This is a genomic window from Geodermatophilus amargosae (genome assembly GCF_900116515.1).
In the GTDB taxonomy this organism is placed as follows: domain Bacteria; phylum Actinomycetota; class Actinomycetes; order Mycobacteriales; family Geodermatophilaceae; genus Geodermatophilus; species Geodermatophilus amargosae.
In genome coordinates, this window is record NZ_FPBA01000002.1 from 91717 (window position 1) to 103963 (window position 12247).

The 12247-nt window shown below is 77.7% G+C and carries 10 protein-coding genes; 2 read left to right on the plus strand and 8 right to left on the minus strand.

All coding sequences use genetic code 11. The features are described from left to right. Positions 1 to 26 precede the first annotated feature (26 nt). Complete coding sequence (locus BM414_RS03080; RefSeq protein WP_093577991.1) at positions 27 to 863, plus strand: alpha/beta fold hydrolase; 837 nt, start codon at positions 27 to 29, stop codon at positions 861 to 863. A gap of 107 nt (positions 864 to 970) precedes the next feature. On the opposite strand, the gene BM414_RS03085 is transcribed toward BM414_RS03080, so the two are convergent. Genes BM414_RS03085 through BM414_RS03105 form a run of 5 tightly spaced genes read right to left on the minus strand, consistent with a single transcriptional unit; the run spans position 971 to position 9427 of the window. Continuing rightward, positions 971 to 1465 carry a GNAT family N-acetyltransferase gene (locus BM414_RS03085; RefSeq protein WP_093577992.1) on the minus strand — a complete coding sequence of 165 codons (495 nt, stop codon included), beginning with the start codon at positions 1463 to 1465 and terminating at the stop codon, positions 971 to 973. Positions 1466 to 1486: 21 nt separating this feature from the next. Continuing rightward, positions 1487 to 4885: an ATP-dependent helicase gene (locus BM414_RS03090; protein WP_093578339.1), complete on the minus strand. Its 3399-nt coding sequence runs from the start codon at positions 4883 to 4885 to the stop codon at positions 1487 to 1489. Continuing rightward, the gene (locus tag BM414_RS03095) at positions 4882 to 8070 is read right to left on the minus strand and encodes an ATP-dependent helicase (protein ID WP_093577993.1); all 3189 of its coding nucleotides are present in this window, start codon (positions 8068 to 8070) and stop codon (positions 4882 to 4884) included. Before BM414_RS03095 ends, BM414_RS03090 begins: the two co-directional genes overlap by 4 nt. A 41-nt stretch (positions 8071 to 8111) precedes the next feature. Continuing rightward, positions 8112 to 8576, minus strand: coding sequence for an anthrone oxygenase family protein (locus BM414_RS03100; RefSeq protein ID WP_217644526.1), 465 nt, complete (start codon positions 8574 to 8576; stop codon positions 8112 to 8114). Next, positions 8573 to 9427, minus strand: coding sequence for a Rossmann-fold NAD(P)-binding domain-containing protein (locus BM414_RS03105; protein WP_093577994.1), 855 nt, complete (start codon positions 9425 to 9427; stop codon positions 8573 to 8575). The genes BM414_RS03100 and BM414_RS03105 overlap by 4 nt, the downstream gene beginning before the upstream one ends. 81 nt (positions 9428 to 9508) lie before the next feature. Between BM414_RS03105 and BM414_RS03110 the strand changes: the two genes are divergently transcribed. Further along, the gene (locus BM414_RS03110; RefSeq protein ID WP_093577995.1) at positions 9509 to 10444 is read left to right on the plus strand and encodes an AraC family transcriptional regulator; all 936 of its coding nucleotides are present in this window, start codon (positions 9509 to 9511) and stop codon (positions 10442 to 10444) included. On the opposite strand, the gene BM414_RS03115 is transcribed toward BM414_RS03110, so the two are convergent. From BM414_RS03115 to BM414_RS29060, 3 genes are read right to left on the minus strand one after another with little or no spacing between them, the layout of a single operon-like run. Next, positions 10372 to 10980, minus strand: a complete 609-nt coding sequence (locus BM414_RS03115) for a dihydrofolate reductase family protein (RefSeq protein WP_175551399.1) — start codon at positions 10978 to 10980, stop codon at positions 10372 to 10374. The two genes, BM414_RS03110 and BM414_RS03115, sit on opposite strands and share 73 nt — an antisense overlap. 16 nt (positions 10981 to 10996) lie before the next feature. Next, positions 10997 to 11335 carry an MGMT family protein gene (locus BM414_RS03120; RefSeq protein ID WP_245784441.1) on the minus strand — a complete coding sequence of 113 codons (339 nt, stop codon included), beginning with the start codon at positions 11333 to 11335 and terminating at the stop codon, positions 10997 to 10999. Beyond that, a complete protein-coding gene (locus BM414_RS29060; RefSeq protein WP_175551400.1) occupies positions 11332 to 12243 on the minus strand; it encodes a hypothetical protein in 912 nt (303 codons plus the stop codon). The genes BM414_RS03120 and BM414_RS29060 overlap by 4 nt, the downstream gene beginning before the upstream one ends. Positions 12244 to 12247: the final 4 nt, after the last annotated feature.

The window sequence follows — 12247 nt, forward strand, 5'->3', positions numbered from 1 at the left end:
CCGCCCCGGCCACTAGGTTCGGCGACATGGGCGGAGAGCTGCTGCGGGTCGACGTCGGTGACCTGACCTTCGACGTGCGGGCCGACGGCCCCGGGGACGGGCGGCCGGTGGTGCTGCTGCACGGCTTCCCGGAGACCTCGGCGTCGTGGGCGGCGGTGACGCCGCGGCTGGTCGAGGCGGGGCTGCGCACCTACGCCGTCGACCAGCTGGGCTACTCCCCCGGCGCCCGGCCGCAGGAGGTGGAGGCCTACGCGCTGACCAACCTCGCGCAGGTCACCGCCGACCTCATGACGGCGATGGAGGTGCCGGTCGCCGACGTCGTCGGGCACGACTGGGGCGCCAACGTCGCGTGGGCGCTGGCCGCCTGGCACCCCGACCGGGTGCGCTCGCTGACCGCCGTCTCGGTGCCGCACCCGACGGCGTTCACCGCCGCCTTCCGCAGCGATCCCGAGCAGAAGGAGCGCTCCGCCTACATCCGGCTGTTCTGGCAGGCGGGCAAGGCCGAGGAGGTGCTGCTCGCCGACGACGCCCGCCGGCTGCGCCGCATGTACGGCGACGGCGTCGACCCGGAGTCGATCGACGAGTACGTGGCCGTGCTGTCGGCGCCGGGCGCGCTGACCGCCGCGCTGAACTGGTACCGGGCGATGAGCTCGGCGACGCCGGTGGACGACGTCGCGGTGCCCACCACGTACGTGTGGAGCGACGCCGACATGGCGATCGGCCGCACCGCCGCCAAGGGCTGCGCCGCGCACGTCACCGGCGACTACCGCTTCGTGGAGCTGGCCGGCATCAGCCACTGGATCCCCGAGCAGGCACCCGACCGGCTCGCCACCGCGATCCTCGACCGGGTCGCCTCCAGCTGACAGCTGCCCGCTGCGGTGGGTCCGCCGCCCTCACCGCCCGGTGCCCGACCTCGCGCCGCGGGGTGAGGTCGGGCACCGCACGGTGAGGGCGGAGAGCAGAAGAGGGGTCAGAGCAGCCGATAGTAGCGGACCAGCGGCAACGGCGTGAAGCCGGCCGCCTCGTAGGTCCGGCGGGCCGGCGCGTGCCCGGGGTCGCCGCCGGTACCGATGACGGCCAGCCGCACGCCGGCGTCCCGGAGCACGGCCAGCCCGGCCTCCAGCAGCCGCGCGCCGGTGCCGCGCCGCTGGGCGGCCGGGTCCACGGCGAGCATCTCGACCTCGCCGCTGCCCGGCTCGTCGTGCGTCTCGCCGTGGACGACGACGGCCACGAAGCCCACCGGCCGGTCGTCCTCGGTGGCCACCAGCACCTGCATCGCGGGGTCGCGGCAGGTCCTCTCGACCGCCGCGGCCTGCGACCGCTCCCAGTCCGGGTAGAGGTGCCGGTGGACCGCCGGGCCCAGGACGGCCGCGAAGGAGGCGAACACCGGCGCCCACGCCTGCAGCGACAGGTCCACGACCGCGGCGACGTCGGCGTCCTCGAGGTCCCGGATCACGACGGTCACCCGGTCAGGGTCGCGACCGCGTCAAACGGGTTCGAGGTCGTCCTCGGGCGGCGGGGGCAGCTCGTCATCGGGCTCGGGCGGCAGGTCGTCGCCGGCGGCCTCGCCGGTGACGAGGGCCAGCAGGCCGGCCTCGTCGAGCAGGTCGACCGGGCGCACGGTCACGCCCGCGGCGACGTGGTGGAAGCCCGCGCTGACCCTCTCGACCGGGACACCGGCCAGCCGCGACCAGCCGAGCCGGTAGGCGGCCAGCTGCACGGCGGCCGCCGCCAGCTCAGCGCCCGAGGGCGGCGGGCCGGTCTTCCAGTCGACGACCTCGAACCCGCCCGCGTCGTCGGCGAAGACGGCGTCGATCCGGCCGCGGAGGGTGAGCGGGCCCAGCGGCGTCTCGAACGGCACCTCGACCTCGACCGGCTGGCGGTCGGCCCACGGGCCGGCGAGGAACGCCTCCTGCAGGGCCGCCAGCGCGCCGTCGGGAGGCGCGGACTCATCACCGGAGCCGGGCAGCTCGTCGAGGTCGAGCAGCCGGGAGGCGCCGAAGCGCTCCTCCAGCCAGGCGTGGAACGCGGTGCCGCGGCGGGCCAGCGGCGCGGGCGCGGCCGGCATCGGCCGCCGCAGCCGGCGGGCCAGCTCGGCCGGGTCGCGGCGCAGGGCCACCAGTTCCGACACCGACAGGTGGCTGGGCAACGGCACCTCGACGGTCGGGCGGGCGGTGCGCCGGCGCTCGCGCAGCAACAGGTCGGCGTCGCGGACCCAGTCCTCGACCACCGGGTCGCCGGCGCCGAGCACGGTGCCGGCGTCGAGCGGGTGCGGAGCCGAGTTGGCGACCAGCTCCGCGGCGGCGGTGAGCGCCCGGCGGCGCGGCTCGGACAGCGGGTCGGCCGGCCACGTCCCGACCGGCCACTCCTCCAGCGCGGGGTTGGTGGCGCCCTCCTCGGGCCGCTCCGCCCACGCCACGACGACGCCGGCCCCGGCGGTGCACGCCCGGCGGACGGTGTCGAGCAGCACCGAGGGGCCGTTGGGCTTCACGCCCTCGCGCCACCAGCTGCCCGAGCACAGCAGCAGGGACTTGGCGCGGGTGACCGCGACGTAGCCGAGCCGGATCTCCTCGGCCTCGCCGAAGTCCTTCCACTCCTGCACGTAGTCCTCGAGCGCGGCGCGCACCACGGCCTGGTCGCCCGAGCCGGGCACCGGCAGCCGCAGCCGCGGGAGGTCCTCGCGGTCGGTGGTGCGCAGGTCGACCGGGACCGCGCCGGGGTCCTTGACCCAGGAGTCGCTGGTGTCGGTGCGCGAGGGGAACTGGTCGGCGGTCATGCCGGGGACGGCGACGACGTCCCACTCCAGGCCCTTGGCCGAGTGCACGGTGAGCAGCTGCACCGACTCCGGGTCGACCGCCACCTCGCCGGGATCGAGGCCCCGCTCGCGCTCCTCGGCGTCGCGCAGGTAGCCGAGGAAGGCCGGCAGCGAGGGCAGCTCGGCCAGCTCGGTGAACTCCGCGGCGACGGCGTACAGCGCGTCCAGGTGTGCCCGCGCCGCACCGGGGCTGACGCCGGGCGCGCTGGCCAGCTCGGTCTCCAGCCCCAGGGTGCGGGCGACCTCGTCGACCAGGTCAGGGAGGGACTCCCCCAGCCGCGCCCGCAGGGAGGACAGCTCGGCGCCGAGTCGCCGCAGCCGCCGGTGGGCCGCGGCCGAGTAGGCGCCCGGGTCGCCGAGGTCGTCGAGCGCCTCCACGATGCTGCCGCGCTCGGAGGGGCGGGGAGCCCCGTCGTCGTCCTCGGGGGCGGGCCTGCGGGAGTGCACCAGCGCGCGGGCGCGGGCCTCCAGCGCGGCGAGGTCGCGGGGGCCGATCCGCCACCGCGCGCCGGTGAGCAGCCGGCCCAGGGCGTCACCGGCGGTGGGGTCGACCAGCACGGTGAGGGTGGCGACGACGTCGGAGACCTCGGGCACCTCGAGCAGCCCGCCGAGCCCGACGACGGTCACCGGCAGCCCGCGGGCGCGCAGCGCGGCGGCGATCCCGGGCAGCTGCTTGCGCGTGCGGACGAGCACCGCCGTCGTCGGGGGGCGGCCGTCGGGCCGGGCGGGCAGCAGCGGGTCCTCGCCGCGCCAGCAGGCGGCCAGCCGGTCGGCGAGCGCCTCTGTCTCCTCGGCGACCGTGGAGTACAGACCGGCGAGGACGGTGCCCCGGCCGGCGCCCGGGCGGGCGGTGAGGTCGGGCAGCTCGACGACCGGAGCGGGCAGCATCCCCGCGACGGCGTTGGCGACGTCGAGCACCGCGGCGTCGTTGCGCCAGCTGGTGGCCAGCGTCAGCCGCTGCGCCTCCTTCCCGCGGGCGCCGGGGAAGGTGCGGTCGAAGCGCTCGATCGTCCCGGAGGAGGCGCCACGCCAGCCGTAGATGGACTGGCGGGGGTCACCGACGGCGAGCACCGGGTGGCCGGCGGCCCGGCCGAACAGCGCCTCGAGCATCCGCAGCTGGCCGACGCTGGTGTCCTGGTACTCGTCGAGCAGGACGATCTGCCAGCGCGTCCGCTCGCGGCGGCCCACCTCGGGCGCGGAGACGGCGATCCGGGCGGCGTGCGCGACCTGGTCGGAGTAGTCGATGGCCCCGGCGGCCCGCTTGCGCGCCTCGAAGGCCTCGACCAGCGGCAGCAGCGCCACCCGCGCCCGCTGCCGGGCGAGCATGTCGGTGACCGGCTTGTACGGGCCGCGCTTGCCCTTCGCGTCGGGGTAGCCGGCCACCTGCGCCTCGAGGCGCGCGGTCCACGCCCGCAACGCGGCCGGGCTGACGTCGTGCTCGCCCAGCTCGGCGGCCAGCGCCAGGACGTCCTCGGTGGTGGTCAGCGGGGTGAGCGGGACGTCGTCCATGTCGCCGGTCCAGCCGGTGACGACGGCGGCCGCCTGCCCCCAGCACATGGCCGGGCCGAGCACGCCGGCGCCGGGCTCGACGCCGATCCGCAGCCCGTGCTCGGCCACCAGCGAGGCGGCGTAGCCGTGGTAGGTCGACACCGTGGGCACGGCGACGGCGAGGCGGTCGCGCAGCCGCTCGTCGGTCTGGGGGTGGCGGGCCAGCGCACCCAGCCGCAGCCGGATCCGCTCGTTGAGCTCGCTGGCGGCCTTGCGGGTGAAGGTCAGCCCGAGGACCTCCTCCGGGGCGACCAGCTCGTTGGCCACCAGCCAGCAGACGCGGGCGGCCATGGTCTCGGTCTTGCCCGACCCGGCTCCCGCGACGACGACCAGCGGCCGGTCGGCCGGGGCGGACACCACGCCGGCCTGCTCGGGCGAGGGCGCGTGGGACAGCCCGCAGCGGGCGGCGACCTCTGCGGGGTCGAGCAGCCGGCGCTCCCGCACCGGCTCGGGTGCGCCACCGAACAGGTCGTCGTCGAAGGAGAGCTGGTCCTCGACCGGCGTCGGTGTCCTCCGGCTCACGACGTGACCTGGCGGCCGCGCTCGTGCAGCGGGCAGCTGCGCCGCGCCGGGCACCGCGAGCAGTGGCTGCCGGTGCGCACCTCGAAGGTGGCCGCGCCCATGCCCTCGCCCACCTCGGCGACCAGCTGCCCGGCCCAGGTCTCGCCCACCGGCACCTCCGGCGGCAGCGGGTCCTGCGCCTGCTCCTTGGCCTTCGCCCCCGTGCCGACCTGCAGCAGCGCGGCTCCGCCGGGCGCGCTGCCGTGGTCGCCGAACGCGCCGGCGGCGACGGCCACCTGATAGGCGGCGAGCTGCCCGTGGGTGTCGATCTCCTTCGCCTGGGTCCGGCCGGTCTTGAGGTCGACGACGACGAGGCGGCCGGCGCCGTCGCGCTCCAGGCGGTCGACCTGGCCGCGGATGCGGGCCCGGCCTACGGTGACGTCGAAGTCCGCCTCGGCGGCCAGCACTTCGCGGCGGTTGGCGGCGTGCCAGCCGAGGAAGCGCTCGAGCATGTCGCGGGCGGCGATCCGCTGCCGCTGGTCGGCCCAGCCGGGACCGAGGTCCAGGGCGTCGAGCTCCTCGACCAGCGCGGCCCGCGCCTCGGCGGCCGGCAGTCCCTCGGCCACCTTCTGCGCGACCGAGTGCACCGCCGAGCCGACGGTGCGGGTGGTGTCCGGGGCGGCCTCGGCGCCGACCGCGCCGAGCACCCACTTCAGCGGGCAGCGCTGGAAGGTCTCGATCGCCGAGGGACGCACCCGCACCGGGTCCTCGGCCGGCACCAGCGGGGCGTCGTCGGACAGCGGCGCGAGACCCCACCAGTCGGCGGGCGAGGCGCCGGGGACGCCCTCGGCGGCCAGCCTCTGGAGCACCGCCGCGGCCGCAGAACGGCGGGCGGGGTCGGTCTGCGGGTCGCTGACCGCGCGGCGCAGGTCGGCCACCAGCGCCGGCAGCCGCAGCGAGCGCGGCAACGGCGTCAGCGGGCGCCCCTCCTCCGGCGAGGGGACGACGAGGTCGAGGAAGCGCGAGGCGGTGGCCCCGGCGTCGGCACCGTCGAGGGCGCCCTCGACGGCGGTGACCACGAGCCGGCGACGGGCGCGGGTGCAGGCGACGTAGAACAGCCGCCGTTCCTCGGCCAGCATCTGCGTGCGCCGGTCGACCGAGGTGCCGTCGATGCCGGCCACCCGCTCGACGAGCAGCTCGGTGCCCAGCAGCGTGCCGCGGTCGCGCAGGTCGGGCCAGATGCCGTCCTGCACGCCGGCCACGCAGACGACGTCCCACTCCAGGCCCTTGGACGCGTGCGCGGTCAGCAGCCGGACGGCGTCGCTGGCGGAATCGCGCTCGAGGCCGGTGAGGCCGGGCAGCTCCTGCGCCGAGAGGTGCTCGACGAAGGCGGCGACGGTGGCCGAGGGCAGCCGGTCGACGAAGCCGGCGGCGGCGTCGAAGAGCGCGACGACGGCGTCGAGGTCGCGGTCGGCACCGGCGCCGGCGGCTCCCCCGGCGGCGCTGGCACGGGCCCACCGGCCGGCCAGGCCGCTGCGCTGCCACATCGCCCACAGGACGTCCTCGGCCGTGCCGTCGCGGGCCAGCGCGATCCGTCCGGCGGCCAGCACCGCGGCGACCCGGCGGGCCGGACCGGCCAGCGCGGGGGACAACTCCTCCAGCAGCGCCTCGTCGGCGAGGGCCGTGGCCAGCGGCGCGCCCCGCTCGTCGGCGTCCACGCCGCGCTGGGCCTGGGCGATGCGCACCGCCCGGCGAAGCCGGCGCAGGTCGAGCACGGTGGCGCCGCCCAGCGGGGACGCCAGCAGCGCCTCCGCGCCCGCCTCGTCGAGCGCGAGGGTGCCCGGCCCGGCGCCCGGCCGGGGCAGCAGCGCGCTCAGCGCCGTCAGCAGCGGCGCGACGGCCGGCTGCGCAGCGAGCGGGAGGTCGTCGGCGGACACCTCGACCGGCACGCCCGCCGAGGTGAGCGCGCGGCGCAGCGGGCCGATGGCCAGCACGGTGCGGACGACGACGGCCATCTCCGACCACGGGACGCCGTCGACCAGGTGCGCCCGGCGCAGCGTGTCGGCGACGTAGGCGGCCTCGACGGCGGCCGAGCCGAACACGTGCACCTCGGCGCGGCCCTCGTCGGCGCCCCCGGCCGGCTGCAGCCGGCGGTGCTCCCACGGGCCGGGCAGCGCCTCGGCGACCCGGCGGCTGACGTCGAGCAGCACCGGGCCCGAGCGGCGGCAGACGCCGAGCGAGAGCCGCTGCGCCGGTCGGCCGTCGGCGGTGCGGAAGCGGTCGGGGAACTCGACGATCCCGCGCGGCTCGGCGCCGCGGAAGGCGTAGATCGCCTGGTCGGGGTCGCCGACGACGACCAGGTCCCCGCCGCCGCCGGCGAGCAGCTCCAGCAGCTCGACCTGCGCAGGGTCGGTGTCCTGGTACTCGTCGACGAACAGCCAGCGGGCCCGCGCGCGCTCCTGGCGCAGCAGCTCGGGGTCGTCCTCGAGCTCGGCCATGGCGGCGCGGACCAGCTCGGCGGGGTCGTAGCCGGACGCGTCGCCGCCGCCGGCGGTGGAGAAGGCGGTGACCGCCTCGTACTGCTCCAGGAACGCCGCGGCGTGCAGCCACGCCTCGGTGCCCGTCTCGCGGCCCCAGGCGGCCAGCAGCTCGGGGTCGACCCCGCGCTCGGTGGCCCGCAGCAGCAGCTCGCGCAGCTCGCCGCGGAAACCGGCGGTGGCCAGCGCGGGCAGCAGCGACGCCGGCCAGCGCACCGCGCCCTCCCCGGCCAGGTCACCGCGCAGCAGCTCGGCGACGACGGCGTCCTGCTCGGCGGCGGTGAGCAATCGGGGCGGCGCCTCCCCGCGCAGCAGCGCGGCGCGGCGGAGCACGCCCCAGGCGTAGGAGTGGAAGGTGCGGGCCAGCGGCTCGCGGATGGTGCGGTCGACCCGCGCGGTGATGCGGGTGCGCAGCTCCGCGGCGGCCTTGCGGCTGAAGGTCAGGACCAGGATCTGCTCGGGGTCGACGCCGCGGTCGATGCGGGCGGCGACCGCCTCGACGATGGTCGTCGTCTTGCCGGTGCCGGGCCCGGCGAGGACGAGCAGCGGGCCGCCGGCGTGGTCGACGACGGCCTGCTGGGTGGGGTCCAGCAGCGGCGGCCGGACCGGTTCGGGGTGCAGCTGCACGAGCCGGTAGACCGGCGCCGACTCGTCCCCCCGGAGTGCCACCCTCCGATGACACCACGATCCGCCGACAACGGCGGGCACCCTCAGACGAACGGCGCGGACCCCAGCGCGGCGGCCGCTCCGGTGCAGGCGACCACCCGCACCGTGTTCCACCGGGTCCAGACGCGCAGGTACCGGGCCCAGACGGCGTCGCCCTCCGGTGTGCCCGGTACCGACCGCCGCAGCTCCTCGTTGAGCGGCACGTTCGCCCCCGCGGTGACCAGGACCGCACCCGCGAGGTAGGCCGCGGCCCCGGTCAGCACCGGCGCCACCGGTCCCCCGCCGGACAGGACCGCCACGGCCGCCGCCACGCACAGCGCGGCGGTGCCGGAGAGGGCGGTCATGAGCGGCGGGCGCAGCGCCGTGACGTCGACCGCCTGCATCGCGGCGGCGCCCGTCGCCGGGGGCAGCGCCCCCAGCGCGCGCATGACGAAGCCGGAGAACGTGGCGAAGACCCCGGCCACGACCGCGCTGCCGAGGGCCGCGGCCAGCACGAGCGCCGTGGTCACCCCACCGGCTCCGGGTGCAGCGCACCGGCGAGCACGGCGGCCCGGAGGTGCCCGGCCACGTCGGCCGGGCGACGGCCCAGGGCGTGCGGCACCCCGTCGCCGACCGCGCTGTTGCGGCCGTCGAGCACGGTGGTGAACAGGTACGTCATCAGCGCGACCTCCTCCGCCGGGACGCCGAGCCCGGCCAGCTCGGCGGCCCAGGCGTCGGCGGGCACGCGCTCGTACCGGACCGCCGGCCCGCCGGCCCGCCCGACCTCCGCCGTCAGCTCCGCGAAGGTCAGCGCCCGCGGCCCGGTGACCTCGTACACGCGGCCGCCGTGACCCGCGTCCGCCAGCGCCGCGGCGGCGACGTCGGCCACGTCGTCGGCGTCGACGAAGGGCTCCGCCACGTCGCCCGCGGGCAGCGCCAGCAGGCCCGCGGCGACGGCGTCGCGGAAGGCGCCCTCGGTGAGGTTCTGCACGAACCACGACGCCCGGACGACGGTCCACGCCGCCCCGCCGGACTCCGCGACGGTCCGCACCCGGGCCTCGGTCTCCTGCGCCTCGGGCTCTCCCCGGCCGGACAGCAGGACGAGCCGCTCGGCGCCCGCCGCGACGGCGGCCGAGGCGAGGTCGGCCACGGTCTCCGGCGCACCCGGGACGGCCAGGTCGGGCGCGAAGCACAGGTACACGGCGCGGACACCGGCGACGGCGGCCGGCCAGGTGGCGCGGTCGGCCCAGTCGAAGGGAGGCGTGCCGCCGCGGGAGGCGACGCGGACGCCGACGCCGCGGGCACGCAGCCGGGCGGCGACGCGGCGGCCGGTCCTGCCGGTGCCGCCGAGGACGAGGACGGGTCGGTCGGTGTCTGTCATGACCCGAGCCAACCGCCGCGGGACGAGACGCGGAATGGTCCAGGAGCTTAGGGACATGCGCGAGCGTCTACGCTGCGCCCCGTGGACGCCGTCGCCGCGCTGCTCGACGGCCCGCGGGCGCGCGGGGCGTTCGTGCTGCGCTCGCTGCTCGCGCCGCCGTGGTCGCTGCGGATCGAGGACCGGGCACCGCTCACCCTCGTCACCGTGGTCAGCGGCCGGGCGCACCTGCGCTGCGACGTCGGCGAGGAGACGACGCTGACCGCCGGCGACGTCGCGGTGCTGCGCGGCCCGGACGGCTACACCGTCGCCGACGCCGCCGGCACCCCGCCGCAGGTGGTGATCGGCCCCCGCCAGGTGTGCACGCCCGTCCCCGGCTCCGGCGCACCGCCGATGACCGACCTCGGCGTGCGGACCTGGGGCAACACCGCCGAGGGCGGCGACGTCCTGGTCACCGGCACCTACCAGGCGCACGGCGAGGTCAGCCGGGGCCTGCTGGCCGCCCTGCCGCCGCTGCTCGTGCAGCGCGCCGGCACGGTCGAGGGGCCGGCCGGTGCGTGGCTGGCGCGCGAGGCCGGCCGGGACGGGCCCGGTCAGGGCGCGGTGCTCGACCGCCTGCTCGACCTGCTGCTGGTGGCCACGCTGCGCGCCTGGTTCGACCGGCCGGAGGCCGAGCCGCCGGGGTGGTACCGGGCTGCCGCCGACCCCGTCGTGGGTCCCGCGCTGCGGGCGCTGCAGTCCTCCCCGGCACGTGCGTGGACCGTGGCCGCCCTCGCCGCCGAGGCGGGGGTCTCGCGGGCGGCGCTGGCCCGGCGGTTCACCGAGCTGGTCGGTGAGCCGCCGATGGCGCACCTGACGTCGTGGCGGCTGGCGCTGGCCGCCGACCTGCTGCTCGAGCCGGGCGCCACGGTGGCCGCGGTGGCGCGGAAGGTGGGCTACGGCAGCCCCTACGCGCTGTCGGCGGCGTTCACGCGGGTGCACGGCGTCAGCCCGCGGGACCACCGCGCGCGGGCCGGCTGACCCCGGCTCGGTACCGGACGCGGTACCAGTGCTCCGTCTCGCCGGGGACCCGGGTCCAGGAGCACCTGTGTCCCGCCGGGGGAGTCGAAGACGCGCACGCCGTCGCCGAGCAGGACCGGCGCGAGGAACAGCAGGACCTCGTCGAGCAGCCGCGCCTCGATGCACTGCCGCGCGACGTCGGCTCCGAGCACGTCGACCACGCCGTCCCCGGCGGCCTCCGAGGCCAGGGCGACGGCGTGGTGCAGGTCGCCGGCGAAGGTGACGCCGTCGGGTGCCGTGTCCGCCGGCCGGTGCGTGAGCACCACTACGGGCCCGTCGTACTGCCCGCCGAAGGCGCCCTCCTGCTCGGTGCCCCGGTTCGGGTCGTCGCCGCCGAAGGTGGTCGCGCCGGCGAGGATCGCGCCGACCCGGGACAGCAGCCGGTCGGCGGTCGGGTTCGGGCCGGCCAGGTGCGGGGTCAGCCAGGACATGTCGCCGCCGGGACCGGCGATGAAGCCGTCCAGCGACGCGGTCGCGGAGTACAGCAGCGTGGCCACGGCCCGATCCTGCCGCTCAGGGCCAGGCGACGGCGGCCAGGTCCACCCGGCCGTCGCGCACGGGCACGCCCTCCCCGGCGAGCAGTTCGAGCTGGCGCACCCGCACCGGCTCGGCGCACGTCCCGTCGGCGCGGACCACCCGGTACCAGGGCACCGCTCCCCCGCCGCCGGACAGCGCCCGGGCGACCCGCCGCGGCCCCACACCCACGAGCCGCCCGATGGCCCCGTAGGTGCTCACCCGCCCCGGCGGGATCGACTCGACGACGTCGTAGACGGCCTCGTCGACGTCCGCGGGGTCCACCGCGGGCGGGCGGGCGCCCGGGGGCCGCGGCTCCCCGGGCGCCCGCGGGCTCACAGCTGGTAGTCGCTGTTCGCCGTCCACCACGCGTACAGCGCGGCGAGGTCGCCCTGGGTGGTGCCGGGTGCCGCGACGATGCCCTCGACGAGCGCCGCGTCGTCGGTCCAGGTGATGACCACCGCGCCGTTCTCGGTGTCGATGGCGCACGCCACCAGGCCGGTGTTGCTCCCGCCGCCCCACGCGCCGACGCCGGTCGTGGTGGTGCAGTCCTGACCGTCGGGGACCTCCGACAGGCCCTGCGCCGAGACGTCGTTGGTGAAGACCGAGTCCATCGTCGCCTGGTCGGGGTACTGGAAGAACTCGGCCTGCTGCGGGCCGGGTTGCGTGGTGCTCGCGCCGCAGGAGGCGTGCGCGACGTCGCCGTCGCCGGCCAGCTCCGCCTCCGCGCAGTCGGGGAAGTCCGCCGGGACGATCGCCAGCAGGTTGCCCCCGGATCCCGGTGCGCCGGTGGACGGCGACGCGCTGGTCGACGACGGGGAGCTCGACGAGGGACGGGACGTCGAGCTGCTGCTGGAGGAGCCGGCCGACGAGCTCGACGACGTGGTCGCCGCCGCCGGGGCGGGGTCGTCGTCGCGGAGGACGAAGAACAGGGCGACGGCGGCGGCGACGACGAGCACGACCAGGCCGGCCACGAGGGCGACGACCGGGCCGCGCTTGCGCGGAGGCTGCTGCCCGGGACCGCCCGGCTGGCGTAACGGCGGCTGCCCGTACTGCCCGGGCTGGCCGTACTGACCCGGCTGGCCGTACTGACCCGGCTGCCCGTACTGCCCGGGTTGCCCGTACTGCGGAGGCTCGCCGGGCTGGCCGTACTGCGGGGGCTGGCCGTACTGCCCGGGCTGGCCGGGCTGCCCGTACGGCGGCTGGCCGGGGCCGCCGGGGTACTGCCCAGGGGGCGGCTGGCTCATGGGG